At 58.2% G+C, this 15048-nt stretch carries 20 protein-coding genes and 1 pseudogene; 3 read left to right on the top strand and 18 right to left on the bottom strand.

The annotated features are described in order from the left end of the window. Positions 1-46 precede the first annotated feature (46 nt). Positions 47-1264 (bottom strand): GGDEF domain-containing protein, encoded by a 1218-nt coding sequence (locus tag MPZ60_RS15290; RefSeq protein ID WP_034358311.1) that lies wholly within the window; start codon positions 1262-1264, stop codon positions 47-49. 320 nt (positions 1265-1584) lie between these two features. On the opposite strand from MPZ60_RS15290, the gene MPZ60_RS15285 reads away from it, so the two are divergent. Then, on the top strand, positions 1585-1830 hold the full coding sequence (locus MPZ60_RS15285; protein ID WP_034358310.1) for a DUF333 domain-containing protein: 246 nt from the start codon (positions 1585-1587) through the stop codon (positions 1828-1830). Positions 1831-2006: 176 nt separating this feature from the next. On the opposite strand, the gene MPZ60_RS15280 is transcribed toward MPZ60_RS15285, so the two are convergent. Further along, on the bottom strand, positions 2007-2342 hold the full coding sequence (locus MPZ60_RS15280) for a hypothetical protein (protein ID WP_131418896.1): 336 nt from the start codon (positions 2340-2342) through the stop codon (positions 2007-2009). A gap of 60 nt (positions 2343-2402) precedes the next feature. On the opposite strand from MPZ60_RS15280, the gene MPZ60_RS15275 reads away from it, so the two are divergent. Next, on the top strand, positions 2403-2783 hold the full coding sequence (locus MPZ60_RS15275; protein ID WP_034358610.1) for a cupin domain-containing protein: 381 nt from the start codon (positions 2403-2405) through the stop codon (positions 2781-2783). Between the two features lie 333 nt (positions 2784-3116). Here the strand turns inward: MPZ60_RS15275 and MPZ60_RS15270 are convergent, their stop codons facing one another. The 13 genes and pseudogenes from MPZ60_RS15270 to MPZ60_RS15215 form a co-directional block, all read right to left on the bottom strand. Further along, on the bottom strand, positions 3117-3311 hold the full coding sequence (locus tag MPZ60_RS15270; protein ID WP_003053971.1) for a hypothetical protein: 195 nt from the start codon (positions 3309-3311) through the stop codon (positions 3117-3119). A 249-nt stretch (positions 3312-3560) separates the two neighbouring features. Then, entirely contained in the window at positions 3561-3809 is a 249-nt protein-coding gene (locus MPZ60_RS15265) for a hypothetical protein (RefSeq protein WP_165571717.1), read from the bottom strand. Between the two features lie 523 nt (positions 3810-4332). After that, positions 4333-4680, bottom strand: coding sequence for a PRC-barrel domain-containing protein (locus MPZ60_RS15260; protein ID WP_012838823.1), 348 nt, complete (start codon positions 4678-4680; stop codon positions 4333-4335). Between the two features lie 68 nt (positions 4681-4748). Next, positions 4749-4946 (bottom strand): hypothetical protein, encoded by a 198-nt coding sequence (locus tag MPZ60_RS15255; RefSeq protein WP_080746240.1) that lies wholly within the window; start codon positions 4944-4946, stop codon positions 4749-4751. Positions 4947-5458: 512 nt separating this feature from the next. Continuing rightward, entirely contained in the window at positions 5459-6319 is an 861-nt protein-coding gene (locus MPZ60_RS15250; protein ID WP_034358303.1) for a hypothetical protein, read from the bottom strand. A 358-nt stretch (positions 6320-6677) separates the two neighbouring features. Next, a complete protein-coding gene (locus MPZ60_RS15245; protein ID WP_034358301.1) occupies positions 6678-7439 on the bottom strand; it encodes a YfaZ family outer membrane protein in 762 nt (253 codons plus the stop codon). Between the two features lie 9 nt (positions 7440-7448). Next, positions 7449-8927, bottom strand: coding sequence for an amidohydrolase family protein (locus tag MPZ60_RS15240; protein WP_034358298.1), 1479 nt, complete (start codon positions 8925-8927; stop codon positions 7449-7451). 196 nt (positions 8928-9123) lie between these two features. Then, on the bottom strand, positions 9124-9570 hold the full coding sequence (locus MPZ60_RS15235) for a universal stress protein (RefSeq protein WP_003062865.1): 447 nt from the start codon (positions 9568-9570) through the stop codon (positions 9124-9126). Between the two features lie 197 nt (positions 9571-9767). Beyond that, entirely contained in the window at positions 9768-10100 is a 333-nt protein-coding gene (locus MPZ60_RS15230; RefSeq protein WP_034358296.1) for a hypothetical protein, read from the bottom strand. Between the two features lie 26 nt (positions 10101-10126). Further along, positions 10127-10243 (bottom strand): annotated as a pseudogene (locus MPZ60_RS25255) (hypothetical protein); the annotation flags it as partial. A 26-nt stretch (positions 10244-10269) separates the two neighbouring features. Then, positions 10270-10911, bottom strand: coding sequence for an FABP family protein (locus MPZ60_RS15225; RefSeq protein WP_034358293.1), 642 nt, complete (start codon positions 10909-10911; stop codon positions 10270-10272). A gap of 84 nt (positions 10912-10995) precedes the next feature. Beyond that, entirely contained in the window at positions 10996-11400 is a 405-nt protein-coding gene (locus tag MPZ60_RS15220; RefSeq protein WP_003062872.1) for a hypothetical protein, read from the bottom strand. A gap of 98 nt (positions 11401-11498) precedes the next feature. Beyond that, positions 11499-11807: a hypothetical protein gene (locus MPZ60_RS15215; RefSeq protein WP_003053988.1), complete on the bottom strand. Its 309-nt coding sequence runs from the start codon at positions 11805-11807 to the stop codon at positions 11499-11501. A 771-nt stretch (positions 11808-12578) separates the two neighbouring features. On the opposite strand from MPZ60_RS15215, the gene MPZ60_RS15210 reads away from it, so the two are divergent. Beyond that, positions 12579-12905, top strand: a complete 327-nt coding sequence (locus MPZ60_RS15210) for a hypothetical protein (RefSeq protein ID WP_233425177.1) — start codon at positions 12579-12581, stop codon at positions 12903-12905. Between the two features lie 303 nt (positions 12906-13208). Here MPZ60_RS15210 and MPZ60_RS15205 read toward each other — a convergent pair whose 3' ends face one another. From MPZ60_RS15205 to MPZ60_RS15195, 3 genes are all read right to left on the bottom strand, one after another. Further along, positions 13209-13670 (bottom strand): universal stress protein, encoded by a 462-nt coding sequence (locus MPZ60_RS15205; protein ID WP_034358290.1) that lies wholly within the window; start codon positions 13668-13670, stop codon positions 13209-13211. Positions 13671-13812: 142 nt separating this feature from the next. Continuing rightward, a complete protein-coding gene (locus MPZ60_RS15200) occupies positions 13813-14058 on the bottom strand; it encodes a hypothetical protein (protein WP_034358289.1) in 246 nt (81 codons plus the stop codon). Between the two features lie 418 nt (positions 14059-14476). Continuing rightward, positions 14477-14836, bottom strand: a complete 360-nt coding sequence (locus tag MPZ60_RS15195) for a hypothetical protein (RefSeq protein ID WP_224648407.1) — start codon at positions 14834-14836, stop codon at positions 14477-14479. Positions 14837-15048 lie beyond the last annotated feature (212 nt).

The following is a 15048-nucleotide window of genomic DNA, read 5'->3' as shown; positions in this document are numbered from 1 at the left end:
CGTGAGCTGCCTGGTGCGGATGGCATTGGCCAGCGAATTCACCGGCTTACGTCAGCAATGCCATGGGGTGGTCTGCCGGGATGGTGTGTTCAAAGCTGATGTCTGGGTAGCTGCGGCCTTCCACATGAACGCGGTCTCGGCCAGCATTTTTGGCGCTATACAGCAACTGGTCGGCTTGCCTCAGTGCACCTTCAAGCTGGTCGGCATTGCTGATTGAAGTGATGCCAAAGCTCAGCGTCAGGGCTGGCCCTTTCGGTAATAGCTCCTGGTCATTTCTCAACTCCAGGCCAATGCGCTTGGCGACTTGCTCGGCACCTAGCAAATCGATCTTTGTCAGCAGAACCATAAACTCTTCACCGCCGAAGCGTGCAACCAGATCGTTGCTGCGCACATTGTGCTGCATCGCTTTGGCGACAAGCTGCAAGACCGCGTCACCTTTGTCGTGCCCCCAGTTGTCGTTGATGCGTTTGAAATGATCAATATCGCTGGCCAGAAGCGCCATGGGATACAGGCGCTGATCGGCCAGGCGATGCTGTGCGGCTTCACTGAATGCGCGGCGATTCAGTATCTGGGTCAAAGCATCCAGGTCGCGTTCAGTGCGCAGTTGACGGACTGTGTCCCTGATGGTGACTGCACAGACTAAAACCGTGAAGAGCAATGCAAAAAGCAAAATACTCATCAGCGTTGTCAGCCAATAGGTTGAGTTGGCATCCATGGCATCGCCGAGACCGTTATGCGCGAAAGTTGCGACCAGCGTCGGGCGCAGCATGGTAAAGACGGCATAAGACAGATAGGACCACAGCAAAATCCTATCCAGCCAGTCGTTGGTGAGGCCTCGTTTGAGAACTGCCGGCACTGGCAGCAAGAGCATCAGAGCTACGCCTATACCGAATGTGTGCAGCCGACCCACCTGGTTCTGTGCCACATTGGCAAAATAGTAGAGCGAGGCCAGCGTCGCGGCACACAAGACAAATGCTGCAAGCGGATATGTGGGTACGCACCGACGCTCTGAAAAGCTCTTGGTAAAACACCAAGCTCCCGCCAGAAACAGTGCGTTGACGAGAACCACATAATGATTGAGGACTTCAAACTTCAGCACGCTGCGAATGCTGATAGACATTGCGGTTAGCAGGAAAGAGGCGCACAGCCAGAGTAGAAAGCGTTGCTTGGGCTGGGTCGCCCAGCACACTCCCAGCAGACCGGCCAGAAAGAGCAGGGACAGAGATGGCATCAACACAAAGATGTGGTCGTTGCTCGTATGCATACACACAGCCCTTCTGCTAGTGATCACCAACAGACAGGCCAGACTGGCCATATCTCTAGTCAAATCTAAATGCCAAGGCGGCCATTAATGTGTCAGCCGCTCATCTTCCGGATCAGAAATTAACAACTTCTTGCGATTTCTGACAGTTCACTTTTCCTCTTTTGGAGGTGAAATAATTAAAAGTGACATTGGCTGACAGAGTGTCGCCAGCATCGTCGGTGCCAACCCTTAGCCCATATGTATGAAGGAAACGAGAAATTGATGTGAGTCAGGATTTTTTGCGGCTCCATGAAAAAGGCGGCATTTGCTACATTGAGTCCATGAAAAAAGCACTTGGAACCACCAGCGCAGTACTTTCTGCACTGGCCATCAGCGGTTGCGCCCAGCCTCAGTCCGCTGCGCCTGTGATCGGCGTGGCCAACCCCGCATCGGTGTACTGTGCCAAGCTGGGCGGCAAGACCCGCATCGAGAAGACCACTGCCGGAGAACGCGGCATCTGCGTGCTGCCCAACGGCACGGAAATCGACGAGTGGGAGTTGTTCCGCCGCGACCACCCTGCAAAGTAACCGAGCCGTAGTCCTAACATCAGCGGGCTCAAGTGCTAGTAGGTTCTTGATGCGCGGTGGGTGGCTCGGGCATGTACCTCGCTGAGGCCAAGGGGTCGGCGCGACCCATCGCGCCTCCGTGAATGGCAGACAAAAAAACCATACGGCGCAGGCAGGGTGGGCAGGGGCTGGACAGTTCAGCCAGCTTTACCAATGGGTAAGGCATTGGCTGTGCCCAAAACAGTCAGCATCGCGCCGTCTTGGGTCTGCGCAAAGAAGTCATGCCACTCTTGCTGCAGCTGCATTCGATCTGCTTGCTGTATGCAAATCTGAAAAATCTGTGCGAACTTGTGGCGCTTTAGATGGGCCGCGTAGGCACCCTGTATGTCAAAGCATGCTTTTTGTTGCCAGCCGTGGATTGGACGGCGCAGACGGTGCCGTGCCGCATGCAGCAATTGGTAACTGATAAGTGCTCCTGGCAATGCCATGCGAATGACGTAGTGATAAGTTTTTTCAGCTGTCCTTCGGCTCACCAGCTATACCTGAAGAATTCCTTGGGGGCTCGAGGTGCAGCTCTTATGAAGGAGAAAATCATGGCCACTCCAGTCAGCGTTGAGAAGCTAGAAGTCAGGTCACACAGCGAGCCCGATGAACTTCGCACACCTAGCAAAACTCGCGTGGAGCTCGTAAAGCTTCAGGGCTACACGATTGGACGGTTCAACTTTGAGCCCGGATGGCGCTGGTCCGAATGCATCAAGCCCGTGGTGAAGACCGAATACTGCCAACTCTCGCATGTGGGGCACGTCGTTTCGGGAAAGCTCACCGTTCAAATGCAGGACGGCTCTCAGAAAATGCTCAGCGCAGGGGAGTCCTACGCCATCCCACCTGGCCACGATGCCTGGGTCGAAGGGACTGAACCCTTTGTCGGCCTTGAGGTGCTGAGTGCAGAGGTCTACGCAAAACCTGCCGAGTAACGCTCGCGCAAGTGCTTGCGGGCTTGCCATAGCAGATTGAGGTAGCGGTATTACATGCCAACCACTTGGCAAAAATGCCTGCTAGGTCTGGAACCTTGCGGGCTTTTGTCTGCTTGGCGGGCGCTTCCGAGCTTCTGAATTGGCGATTGCGTTGCGCCTGCCCTATCTGCATTTGAAAGTGTGCTGCTACTGATGGCATCGTCTGGATTGAACTAGCAGCCTTGCTTTCCATAGCAGGCAGCAGCCGGCTGTGTTGGCTGTCGCGGTGCTGTAGTTGTTGCCGTACGGTGTCGATGGGGCATGGGCTGTTCGCGGGGGCAGCGGGGCGGTAGATCAGGGCTTTTCGCGCAGGCACTGGACGGTGTGGGCGTCCAGCCATTCGGCGTGCATGCCTGGGCAGGCGAACTCGTCGCGCACGGATTTGGTGAGGGTGGTGGGTTCGTCTGCCTGGGCGTTGGGGGTGGCAAGCCACAGTACGCCCATGAAGATGGCGGCGACGAGGATCAGGGACTCGATGATCTTTTCCATGATATTTCTCCGGTCTGGCGCTTGTCAGGAAAACGCCTGTGGCTATCAAAATCGATGAGGTTGACCGTTTACAGCGGCCAGGCTTGCGGGGTGGTGGCAATGACGACGGCCACGCCGATGAGGCAAAAGATCCCCAGGAGGCAGAGGCCCCATTGCGCGGCGGTCAGTAGCTTTGTTCCAAGGCCGGGGCGATCAAGAGCAGGACTGTCAGGAGCAGCGCGAGCAGGGCGGTGGGGATGTGTGGCCATTTCACAGGCCTCCCTTCTCGCGCAGGCGCTGCACGAGGTCTTCATCAACGGGTTGAGGAACGGTGCTGTACAGCATGGAGTCTCCTTTTGGCGAGAAGCAGGCCCGCTGGATGGGCGGGGGCGGATAAAAAAGACCAGCGCTCTTGAGAGCAGGTGAAACCAACAAAGGTATGGAGTGAATGCGCTTCGCGCTCCGGCGCAGCAAGCTGTTGCCTTGAATTTTACTGTTATTTTTATCAGTGCTGTTCATTTGTACAGTAGTTTAAATTTTCCCTGTACAGCGCGTCAACAGACATCGACCTCATGTGTTGCGTGGCTGCACTGAGCGTCTACCGGCAAAGAAAAAGCCCACCAGCGTTGGCTGGTGGGCTTGCGGGTAAAGGCCGATGCCTTGCGGCGTGCCTGGGGAAGCAGAGGGAGGGTAGAGAACCTCAGGCTCGGCAGAAAGCAATGGATATCATCACCATCTGGTGTGACTGCTCAGACCGCAGCTCACGGCTTGTGCACTACGGTATTGGAAAAGCGTATTTCAGGCCTCGATTTTGAGCAATACCTTGTACCAGGAACCATCACACCAGATGGCCCCGCTTGACCCTGCGGGGAGAGGTCGCGCTTAAGGCCCGCGGGGCCAGGAGGCTACATTTGAAAATCTCCGCGCAAAAAAAAGCCGACCGCGAGGTGGGCTGAACTCCAACTGGTTGGCGGCCGGCGCCGACCGGCCTGCGGTTCTTCTTGAGTTTGGGCACTAGCGCATGTGTGGTTGCGTGCCGGGGTTAGACAAAGGGCACACCGTAGTGGTCATAAACACGGCGGCCGTAGTCGTCGGTGTATTCGGGCAATGTGCCTCCCTCGTAGCGAGGGGCGTTTTCAAGCCGTTCCTTGGTGACGGAAACCACGTACCCGCCTTGGCTGGGTTCGTATTTGAGGCTATCCCACGGCAGTGGGTAGAGATCTGAGCCGATGCCCAGGAAACCGCCAAACTGCATCACTGCATATCGAATCTTGCCGGTGAGCTTGTCGATCATCAGTGAGTCGATAGCTCCCAGTTTGTCGCCGTTGGGGTTGTAGACGTTGGTGCCGTTGACACGATCGGATGAGATGACAGGTGAGGCTGGTTGCATTCCTGCTCCTTTCTTTGCGTGGTACAGAACAACGCTGGCAAGGTGGGCCAGCGCTGAGGCGCTCACTTTCACTGCTGGGGCGTTTTGTGCTGCTGCCCAGGCTGCTGTTGCTGAGCAGGGGTCTTCTGCTGTCCTGGGGTTTGCTGTTGCTGCTGGCCGAGTTGGCTGGTGCTCTGGCCTGGTTGGCGTTGCCCAGGGTTTTGCTGCTGCTGTTGCTGCTTGTCCTGTTGGCTGGGGCTGTGCTGCTGGTTCGCCTGTTGCGTCATGTCCTTCACTCCTTCAGGTAGGTGACCAGCAAACCGGGTTGGCTTGCTGTGGATGCATGGTCGCCGAGTCATGGAAAACCCTTTTGTAGGAGAACGTGGCGCAACGCTGAATTTTGTGAATTCACGGCCATTACGTAGCATTTGGTTTACGTTTGAGGCGGAACTCTCGATATTCCTCACAGTATTCATCCGGACGCGCAGCAGGATGTGGTGGGTTCCGGGCTCATTCAGGATTGCGGTCGCTGCCTCCCCGATGCAAGTCGCTCCAACCGCAGTACCCTGAACCGGGTCCACCGGCCGGCCTTATGCCTTGGTGAAGGGCGTTGCCGTGATTCCGCCAGTCTTGCCGTTTTGCCCTTGTCCGCATTCGACAGGCCCATTGGCTTTTTCCAGAGCTAGCCGTTTTGATAGCTTCCGGCGTTTGACGGATAAGCGCTGGAGGCCTATCTGACCTAAATGCCTGGATGCGGAGAAAAGCCCCTGCAACCACTGGTTGGCAGGGGCTGTTTTGTTCAGGCCAGGCAGTTCAGGTCGTAGCCCACCATGAAGAGTGAAGCTTCCATGGCGCGCATGCGATCGGGCTGGCCTGAAAACAGGCTGGGGGTCTTGCGCAGGGTCTCGGCCATTACCCAGGCCAGCCGCACCTTGGCGCCAGCCCAGCGCTGGGGCGTGCTTTGGCTGGTGTAGAGCAGGGTGCCCGGCGAGGGTGGCTGGTCAAACAGGCAAGCCAGTTTGTGCTGGGGCTTCTGGCTGCCGCCGGCCAGCGGGAAACTCAGCGTATCGGGCAGGTGGGGCCTGCCGCTGCTGCGGCGCCAGAACTCCACCAGTGCAGCCGCTGCGGCGCTGACCCGTGAGTCATAGATGGGCAAGCCTTCGGCCGAATAAAAGGCGTGTACCTTGGTGAGCATGGAGTTCATGAGCCGCACTGTCGGAAAGCCGGTGCGCAGGCTGGCCGAGCCAAGCGCCATTTCCTGGTGGGTCTGGGCGATGTAGTGGCTGATGTTAGTGCCAAGGCCCACAAGAAAGGGCCGCGCACCTTCTTTGGGGTTGCGCTCGCCGCCCCAGTCCAGCACATCGCTACAGGCGGCCAGGGTGGCTGTCGCATCGTTGGCCTGCACGGCAGCGCGCAGCTTGGCAGAAAGAGCGCTTGTCTTGATGCACGACTCGGCCCAGTCGCCCGTTGCCAGGCCAGTCGCTCGCCAGCGGTAGTGGCGAGGTACCAGATCGGCAAAACGGGTGGTGGCCATCAAGCCCTTGGGGACGTAGCTGGAAGAGCGAATGTTCAACTGAATCTGTCGCTGGGGGAGTGTGGCTGCAAGCCAGTCGGTAAAGCCAATGACTTCGGGCTGTTGCAGAAATTCGGTGCGGTTCATTGATGCCTTGTGGCCTGTCGGATTTCTTGTTTTGGTCAGTTGGTGCTGCTTTGACATTGTCGCCCGGCGTGGGCGGTTGACGGAGCAAGGAAAGGCAGGCTGCAGCAATGAGTGCGCACGCCCCTGGTTTGTCCTGTGGTGGTGTTTCGAGCGCGATTTCAGGCTCTGACTCTCCGGTGGTCGAGGTGACTCCATGCGCTGAAACGGAGAGAGATCGCGCACCAGGTAATCCAGTGCTATAGAGGGCCTGGTGCAGCCTGGTTCGCCCGCAGCGATTGCCATCGCCTATGCCATTGCTGCATGCGGCGTTGCAGCCGCAGGTCTGACGGGCTGGGTGTTGGCTATCCGCTGGTGGTTATCAGAACCTGAACGTCGCACCGACGATCGGGCCGCTCTGGCTGAAGTCCAGTCGCTTGCCGTCGTCACGGTAGTCCACGCTCAGGTGGCGGTAGCCCACGGACACAAAGATGTTTTCCTTGACTTGGTAGTTCACCGAGCCGTGCACCTGCCAGGTGAACTTCGAGCCCACATCCAGCCCACCCATATCGGCATACACCAAGGTGGACCAGCGCGGCGCAATATCGTAGCGCCAGCGTGCGGCGACCACTGGGTCGACGAACGAGGTGTTGGACTGCGCCGAACCTACCCCTGGCACACTCACTTCGGCCTTGATCTGCCATAGGCGCAGGCCCGCCATCAGGTCAACGCTCGACTGCGGACTCAGCATCCAGTTGTGCCCGCCGGTCATCGTCAACGAGGTCTGGCGAATCTTGGCATTTGCGCTCAGGCCTAAGGGTAGGGCAGCCTTGTCCGATGTAGCGGCGTAGCTGAAGTCGCCCTGCAGCACATATTGCCCCTTGCGTGCCGTGCCGTTCACAAAGGCTGCAGCGTCCAGCTCCTCCAGAATGTCCGAGAACGATTTGTTCACGCTCACCGTTGGCGCTCCTCTGAACGGGCGGACGCTGCCGTCCAGCCCCGTCATCCATACATAGGGCGTGAGCTGAAAGCGCCATGCATCGGCTGCCGTCTTGTCCTGTGCCCAGGCCGGCGTGCCTGCCAGCAGGCTCGCGGCCAGCGCTGCCGTTGCCATGCCCGGAGTGGTGTTGATGTACTGGGTCATTTGTCTCTCTTACAGGGTGTTTTTGTACACCTTGCCGTCCTTCATGATCAGGCGCAGGTTCTGTTCCGGGCTGCTCAGGAAGTCCAGATTAACCGTCGGGTCGCCATCGGCCACTAGAAGATCGGCAAATGCGCCAGGGGCGATGCGGCCCAGCGGCTGGGGATAGGGGTTGCGCTCGCCCGACAGGGCCAGCAGTTCGCCGTTGGTGCCCGTGGCCTGCTTCAGCAGCGTCATGGGGTCGTAAAAGCGCGTCAGCTTGGCCAGCTGCTTGCCCTGTGTGACAGTGCCCTTGGGGCTGAACAGAATGTCCGTGCCCCAGCCCGTCTTGATGCCGTACTTCTGCGCCATCTCATAGGCGCGCACCGTGCCCTGGGCCACGCGCGACTGGCTCTCGCGGCGCACTGCATCGGTATAGGGGTTGGCGTCCTCGTCCTGCAGAAATGGCTGCAGGCTCCACCACACGCCCTCGTCGCGCATCATGCGCACGCTTTCCTCGTCGGCCAACTGGCCGTGTTCGATGCTCTTCACGCCCGCCTTGATGGCCCGCTTGATGCCTTTGGGCGTGTAAACATGCGACATCACATAGGTGTTCCAGTCTGCGGCGGCTTCCACGCCGGCGCGCAGCTCCTTCTCGGTGAACTGGGTGCTGTCCAGCGGGTCATACAGCGATGCCACGCCGCCGCCTGCCAGCATCTTGATTTGCGATGCTCCCAGCATCAACTGCTCGCGCACGCGGCGCAGAACCTCGGCCTCGCCGTCCGCAATCATGGCCACGCCGGTTTGCTCCACCATGCTCAGCGGCTCGTTCGCCGCACGCGGAATATCGCTGCGAAGGCGGAAATCGCCATGACCCGAGGTCTGAGAAATCATCGCCCCGCTGGGATAGATGCGCGGGCCCGGGACCATGCCCTCGTCGATCGCGCGCTTGAGCGCAAAGGCGGGGCCGCCCGCGTCGCGCACCGAGGTAAAGCCGCGCATCAGCGTGCGCTGCGCCTCCTGCGCGGCGGAGATATACAGATAGCCCAGATCTGCCGTCATGGCCGTCATCTGCGGAATGGCTGCCAGCATGGTGTGCCAGTGCGTATCGATCATGCCCGGCATCACCAGCTTGCCCTGGCAGTCGATCACCTGGGCACCTTCCATCTTCTCGCCGGCGGAGGGCAGGGCGGCAATCAGCTTGCCCTGGATCAGCACCTGCACGCCTTGACGCACCGACTTGCCCGTACCGTCAAACAGGCGCAGATTGGTCAGCAACACGGGGCGGTCGGCCGGCCTGGCCGCCCCGCCCACGCCTGTCTCGGCAGCATGCAGGGCCACAAATGGCGCCATCATGGCCGCCACCCCGCCCACAAACATGCGGCGCGACATATCGCTCATCACCCGCTCATGCAGCAACTGGCACACCACGCTGCCGCAGGTGCAGGCTCTCGGGCGAATCGGGCCGGTCCGCCACGCCAGGCCGGCATCGGTTGCGATTGCGTGACTCATCTGCGTTTTCCCTTTTTCAAAATGAACCAGAGACGCCGCTGCCGGCGTGACAAATGGAACCAAAGGTTCACAATTTGATGCACCGATGCTACACGACGATCGGCCCATGAAAAAGCGCCCCACCGCACGAGGGCGATGGGGCGTTGCTTGCATTGTGAGAGCGGCCGGGAAGTGGCTGCGCTGCAGTCGATCAGGCCTAAACCGGGCGGTGCACCAGAACTGGAATGCTGCTGTTGACCAGTACGCGCTGGGTCTCACTGCCCAGCAAAATGCCGGCAATGCCCTTGCGGCCGTGTGATGCCATGCAGATCAGATCGCAGTTACCCTCCTGCGCCTGCTTGATGATGGCCTGATTGATGGAGATATTCGTGACCCGCACCGTCTGGCAGGCCACGCCCTCCGTCTTGGCAATGTCCAGGGCAGCTTGCAACACCTGATCTGCTTCCTTCTGGGCGCTCTTGTCGAACTCCGCAGAGTTGTAGGCGATCAGCGCCTCCGCTCCGTAAATCATGGCTGCGTAATCCGGCATCACATACAGCGCCGTCACCTGTGCGCCTTGTTCCTTGGCCAGTTGTATGCCCGCGCGCAGCGCGGCCTCAGAGAGCTTAGAGCCGTCCGTAGGAATCAAAATGTGCTTGAACATATCCAGCCTCCTTGCGCATAGGTGCGCGTCTTGTTGCCAAATCAATTCGATCGATCACTGAGCTCATACTCACACTCCAGGGCTGCTAATGCAACACCTTGAAATGAGTATTCAGACGGTTTCTTGATGGAAATCAAATTCATGAAGGCGTAGGTAGAAGCCGCCTCAAGCCCTTATCCATAAAGCGTTAGAAGCTATCAAAAGCAGACTATCCGAACGTCATGCGCAGCATGCCCTGCGGCTGTTGCCAGCCTGGCCAGTTGGGCATCGGTCGAACCGATGATCTCGCCGTCGGCAATGCGCCATGGCAGGCTGTCGAAGGAGGCCGGCCTCAGCTCGGTCACAACCGGCGGTACATGGCGCAGGGTGGGGCGGCCGTAATTCAGGTTGGGCAGGTGGCTGCTGTGCTGCCATTTGTCGGCATCGCCCTGTATAGAGGTCTTGAACGCAGCGCGGTGCAGCCTTCGCGACCAGATTGAAGGCCAGCTCCAAGCGCCGAATGCCGGCAGCCTGCGGCGAATGGCCTCCATGCGTTGAAAGGCACATGCATATAAGCCAGTTTGAAGGCAAGCACCTTCTTGCCCGTAAGGTCCATGGTCAGCAGCTTAAGGCCATCGCGGGCGATGCGGTAATCGGGGAGTGTGCGCCCTGCGGAGCCAGTGAATTCGGCCAGGGCGTGGAGTCCTTTGAGAGCGCTAATCAGATTTCAACTGCGGCCCTTGCCGTTGGGTTGGGCGTGGGCTCGCCAATCTTGTGCAAGGTGTTGCGGTCGGTATGGGAAAAAGACTTGCTCTGGCCGGGGATGGTCAACGTGGTTTCCTGCTCGTACGACCAGGTGCCGTCCGAGTGCTTGGTGACGGTGATGGTATAGGCGTCGGTTCTGAAGGCATGCTCCAGAAACGGGTTGCTGGAGATACCGTTGACGGTGGAGCCGCGCTCGGCCCTGAGAGTGAAGCTGGTGGCGTCGGCCGTGGTCTTGCCCGTGGCCATGGCGGTCTGTCCGCGCGGGATGGTCAGGGTCTGGATGATGTTGCCGGTGGCAGGCTCCCACAGCCAGTAACCGACCTGGTCGTGAAAGGTTTCCACGTCATCGGGCTTGACGATGCGTGTGTGGTAGCGCAGGCCATAGAAGAGCTGTGGGCCGTTGGTTTGCGCATCGATAGGCTGGCACTCCATGTGCTCGATAAAGGCCTGCTTTTCGGGGCCGTCAGCCTTGGGGTTGATATCCAGGCCGCGCTTGCCGGTCCAGATGCCGGCCATGCCGGTGAGGGGGCCGAGGTTGGCCAGGGTATTCACATCGGGCGTGGGCTCGGTGTAGATGTCCTTGGGAAAGTTTTCCATATCGTGTAACGGGCTTTCACTTTGAATTTGTTGAAGCCAGTTTACAAGCCATGGACTGAGGGGTTCTTGACGGCAGTCAAGCTGTCAGGTGCTTTCTTCGGTGGTGAGCGTAAAGCGTGCGCTTTCGCCACGCTGGGCGGCTTCACGCGTGAGGAAGATCAGCACGCGATAGCTGGCACCACGCTCGATGCGGAAGGTGCAGATGTTGTTGTTGGCCGAGCCTTGGCATAGAGGCTGGGCAGAGCCGTCCTTGAAGACGTTCATCTGGCTGGACGGGTTGTTGGTGTTGAGCGTGACGGTCATGCGCTGGAAGGGCCGTGTTTCGAGCCCGTATTGCACGATACCGTTGCCCGTGATCTGGCCGCTGTAGGAGTTGGTGTAGCCGCCCGGGGTTGTAAAGGCGGCCTGTGCCATGGAGCTGCTGCTGAGATGTAGCGTCATGAGACTGAGCAGGGCAGCAGTTGCAAGCATCGGTTGGAAGCGGGTCATGCAACTCTCCTGAATGTGTTGGACAGGATGGCGCTCCTGGCGCTGCGGCGGGTGTCTATGCCGACAGCCAAGCCACCATCCTCCACCGCCGCCGCGCCCTAGCGGCAGGAGACATTGCGCCAACTGAATTTGCCGTCGTTAAAGAACTCTGTCCATACCGACATGATGGGAGCCTGACGGTAAGAGAACGTAATCTGGTTAGGGATCTTTGGGCCTAGTGCGGCAGGCTGTCCATCCTTGTCGAAGACCTTGACGATATAGAGGGTGACGCCTCCGTCCTCGTCTGTGTGCAGGACTACCCGGTAGTCCTTGGTGAAGAGATCCCAGTCGAATTGCTTGGTCACATACGTGTGCAGACGGACAAAAGCGCGGTTCGCGTTCTTGGCGGCAGGATTAACTTTTCTCATGACGACACTCCCTGGTGCTCAACGACTTGCCGCAGGACCTGCGAGCTGACATTTCATTGCATTTGACTGATGTTGTATCAAGCGGATGTAAGGAAGTATGTAGGCACTTACAGATCGCGCTAATGGACAGAGCAGATCTGCTGTGTGAGCTTCTCTGAAGCGCTGGGGAGGTGCTTTGCCGGTGCCGCTGTCATCTTTTTTTGATGAAGTGGCCGTGCTAAGTAACTGAGTGAAAAGATAGATTTTTTTAATGAAATCTATTCTGAGCCGGCATGGGTTTGAGCGTAGAAGTCGCCTGATGATGACAATTTTTAGAGGGGCGCATTGAATTTCAGGAAGACGATGCTCTAGGCCTGAATCATCGAAAGCAGGGCTGAATCGCCTTGCCTGAATTCCAACAGGCAAGTCATCGGTAGGTACTCCCGAAATACTTGGCAATGCGGTGGCTGAGCAGCTGACAAGCATCCAAAAGCCAGCTTATCCAATCCTTGAGATATGTCGCCGTGCAGGCTCAGGGTTCACCGTGGCTCTGGCCAGTCGCGCTTTGCCAGTTGTCTCTCAGGCCAGTCATCAAGCAGTGTTAAACCCTGAACCTATTGGTGATGTAGATTTTGTTTCTGCTGCACTTTTCGGTAAATTGGGCGTAGGAAAATTCTGATTTTTGATGCGCAAGTGGCGATCTAGCCCTGTGCCCTACTGAATTCAAAAAAGCCCATGTCCCACCACCTGCAATACACTTTTGCCTCCCGTCTAGATGCCTGGATCAGGCACATGAAGCTGGCCAAGCCTTGCCATACGCAGCAGATGGCTTATGAGTTGGTGATCGACAGTTGGGTGCAAACCAATGCAGAGCTTGGTGCTTCGCAGGAATTTTTGAAGGCCTTGCGCCGGCGTCGGCTGTGCGAGGAGCATGGCTGGCGGGGGGTGAATACGAGCGTTGCGCACTGGGATCTGGATGATGCACGCACTGTGCGGATCTATCTGCACGAAGACGGCTCCATCGTGGTGCAGCAAATGGACTCGCAGAATCTCCAGATTCTGTTCACCTTGCCTGGGCATCGTGAGCGATTGGGAGAAGTATCGGAGCGATGTGCCTAGCAGCCAAAAAAATGCCCGCGCAAGGCGGGCAAGTTTCGGGGTCCTCTCGATCCGGTTCTGCAGCTCACACAGTCAATGCATTTGAATATTTGGCAGAGGCGTACTTTGGCCTCAATCGCCGTTTATCGCTCTTGCACTGTTGCTGACGCGTTTGAACGGTTGACAGGTTGCCCCATCGGGAGCGGCCAGCAACTCCTGACTGGCTGGCCTGCATTTTGCAGCCATGACTTGCAAGTCGCTTGCTCATCTTGTATCAAGGCAAGCGTGCGACATGCAGGACTGCTATTCGATATTTCTGGCTCCTTAATGTTTGCCGGTGGAGGCGGGCCGGTGTACAAGCACCGGGATATGGCTGTGCGTCAGAACGCGCTGGGTTTCGCTGCCCAGCAAAATTCCGCCGATACCTTTGCGACCGTGTGAAGCCATGCAAATCAGGTCGCATTGCAATTCCTGTGCCTGCTGAACAATGGCTTGGTAGACAGAGGCGTGGGTGACTCGCACAAAGTTGCAGGGTACGCCTTCAGGTCTGGCAATCTGGTCAACGAACTGCAAAGCCGCATCTGCATCGCTGTTGGCACTTCGCTCGAACTCTGCGCTGTTGTAAGTCAGCAGTGCGTCCGCGCCGTAGATGATGGCGCGGTAATCGGGCATGACATAAAGGCCGGTCACCTTGGCGCCTTGTTCACGCGCAAGCAGAACGCCAGCACGCACGGCAGCCTCTGACAGTTTGGTGCCATCGGTGGGAATGAGCAGGTGCTTGAACATGTTCAGCCTCCTGATGCCGGAAGATGTGCCTGAGAATCAATTTATTCCAATATTTCAAGCCGCGCAATGCCTAGTTCTTGAATGCAGCAGAGTTGTAGACAGGAGGTAAGACTCTGTAACGGGGCGGTCGCGTCGAGTTGTCTCATTCCTCGGGCGAAGGAGGAACGCGATTGAGGATTTCGCCAGTGGCCTCTATCTCGAACTGCTGTGGATTGAGCCAGTTGACCTCCTGGTGATCGGCAGTTTCAAAGTAAATGGCAGACGGGCGTATGGAGACGCCATGCGGCATGTCGACCTCATCAAAGCTCTGATAGACCAGAATCAGGCGCAGGTTCCCATTGGCGTCTTTGGCCTGTATGTGCTGCAAGAGCTTGCGGTAGGCACTCATAAGACGCCCTCGTTGACATGTGTATATGAATGTTTCCACTGTCGAAGAGGTGCCGCAATACCCTGATCCGGGTATCCGCTCTGACGCATATTCGCGCCTGACAAGGAGTTTAGAAGGCTGCGAGGCTTGTGCGAAATGCGTTTCGGCGGACAGACCCCGGCAGAGCATCAGTAAAAAATTTACATGGCGATCCAGATCGTTCGGCGCCAAGGCAGAGGGTCTGCTCTGGCAATATCGAGTTTTTCGCCTATGCACTGCTGGCAGAGTCGTCTGGCGTCATATCTGCCAGCCAATGGGCCAAGAGCGCTGAAATGGCTTCCTGCTGGATGCATATGGAAGCTTTGTTGCTCCGCCTGCAGGCCTATCGCGTGTCGGGCTCGGGGCTGCATAAGTGAGGCCGTCAAACCTCACTGTGCTTTCAGACTTGCGGGGCTGTTTGCTCATGGAGTGCCATACGCTCCAGCGCGGCGCAGACATCGGCCATGCGGCCCGAGATCAGCAGGCATTCGGGCTGACTGCGCGGCTCACGCTGCACGATCTTGAGCAGTCGCGGAGCGCCGACCTGCGCAGGTTCGGCGGTCATCGGCACATGTAGCTGGGCGGCTGCAACGGACTGAATGCGAAGCGCATGGCCGGCGAGACGGCCGCAGCTGCGGTTGGCGCGCATGAAAGGAATGCCGATCCGCGTCGCCTTCGGCCCACGGGCATTGAGGGACGCAGGCTGCGTGACGGCTGCGCCGTCCTCGCCGCAACGCAAGTCCGGGGGGAAAGATTGCATGGACGACAGGCTTTTCAGGGTCCGGCGTGTCAAAGACTGCAGTGATGTGGCGAATCCCATTTGGCAACTCCTTTGATGACCTTGCGGCATGGATAAAGGCAGGATTGCGTTCTTCAGGCAAAGCTCCGCCCAGGGCGAAGCTCAACGGCTTCGCGCCTACCACCTGGGCTTGAGAGGGAAAGAGGCTCGGTGCCTCCGCTGCATGGACGGAG

Source organism: Comamonas sp. 7D-2, assembly GCF_022749555.1.
Classification (GTDB): domain Bacteria; phylum Pseudomonadota; class Gammaproteobacteria; order Burkholderiales; family Burkholderiaceae_C; genus Comamonas; species Comamonas thiooxydans.
This window is presented reverse-complemented; position numbering and strand designations above follow the sequence as displayed.

What these genes read in the sequence shown, in the direction of transcription:
- MPZ60_RS15195 (WP_224648407.1), bottom strand. Translation starts at nt 14,836, where the DNA reads ATGCAATCTTTCCCCCCGGACTTGCGTTGCGGCGAGGACGGCGCAGCC.
- MPZ60_RS15235 (WP_003062865.1), bottom strand. Translation starts at nt 9,570, where the DNA reads ATGTTCAAGCACATTTTGATTCCTACGGACGGCTCTAAGCTCTCTGAG.
- MPZ60_RS15265 (WP_165571717.1), bottom strand. Translation starts at nt 3,809, where the DNA reads ATGAACAGCACTGATAAAAATAACAGTAAAATTCAAGGCAACAGCTTG.
- MPZ60_RS15250 (WP_034358303.1), bottom strand. Translation starts at nt 6,319, where the DNA reads ATGAACCGCACCGAATTTCTGCAACAGCCCGAAGTCATTGGCTTTACC.
- MPZ60_RS15275 (WP_034358610.1), top strand. Translation starts at nt 2,403, where the DNA reads ATGGCCACTCCAGTCAGCGTTGAGAAGCTAGAAGTCAGGTCACACAGC.
- MPZ60_RS15260 (WP_012838823.1), bottom strand. Translation starts at nt 4,680, where the DNA reads ATGCAACCAGCCTCACCTGTCATCTCATCCGATCGTGTCAACGGCACC.
- MPZ60_RS15290 (WP_034358311.1), bottom strand. Translation starts at nt 1,264, where the DNA reads ATGCATACGAGCAACGACCACATCTTTGTGTTGATGCCATCTCTGTCC.
- MPZ60_RS15210 (WP_233425177.1), top strand. Translation starts at nt 12,579, where the DNA reads ATGAAGCTGGCCAAGCCTTGCCATACGCAGCAGATGGCTTATGAGTTG.
- MPZ60_RS15220 (WP_003062872.1), bottom strand. Translation starts at nt 11,400, where the DNA reads ATGACCCGCTTCCAACCGATGCTTGCAACTGCTGCCCTGCTCAGTCTC.
- MPZ60_RS15230 (WP_034358296.1), bottom strand. Translation starts at nt 10,100, where the DNA reads ATGGAGGCCATTCGCCGCAGGCTGCCGGCATTCGGCGCTTGGAGCTGG.
- MPZ60_RS15285 (WP_034358310.1), top strand. Translation starts at nt 1,585, where the DNA reads ATGAAAAAAGCACTTGGAACCACCAGCGCAGTACTTTCTGCACTGGCC.
- MPZ60_RS15245 (WP_034358301.1), bottom strand. Translation starts at nt 7,439, where the DNA reads ATGACCCAGTACATCAACACCACTCCGGGCATGGCAACGGCAGCGCTG.
- MPZ60_RS15225 (WP_034358293.1), bottom strand. Translation starts at nt 10,911, where the DNA reads ATGGAAAACTTTCCCAAGGACATCTACACCGAGCCCACGCCCGATGTG.
- MPZ60_RS15240 (WP_034358298.1), bottom strand. Translation starts at nt 8,927, where the DNA reads ATGAGTCACGCAATCGCAACCGATGCCGGCCTGGCGTGGCGGACCGGC.
- MPZ60_RS15205 (WP_034358290.1), bottom strand. Translation starts at nt 13,670, where the DNA reads ATGTTCAAGCACCTGCTCATTCCCACCGATGGCACCAAACTGTCAGAG.
- MPZ60_RS15200 (WP_034358289.1), bottom strand. Translation starts at nt 14,058, where the DNA reads ATGAGTGCCTACCGCAAGCTCTTGCAGCACATACAGGCCAAAGACGCC.
- MPZ60_RS15255 (WP_080746240.1), bottom strand. Translation starts at nt 4,946, where the DNA reads ATGACGCAACAGGCGAACCAGCAGCACAGCCCCAGCCAACAGGACAAG.
- MPZ60_RS15215 (WP_003053988.1), bottom strand. Translation starts at nt 11,807, where the DNA reads ATGAGAAAAGTTAATCCTGCCGCCAAGAACGCGAACCGCGCTTTTGTC.
- MPZ60_RS15270 (WP_003053971.1), bottom strand. Translation starts at nt 3,311, where the DNA reads ATGGAAAAGATCATCGAGTCCCTGATCCTCGTCGCCGCCATCTTCATG.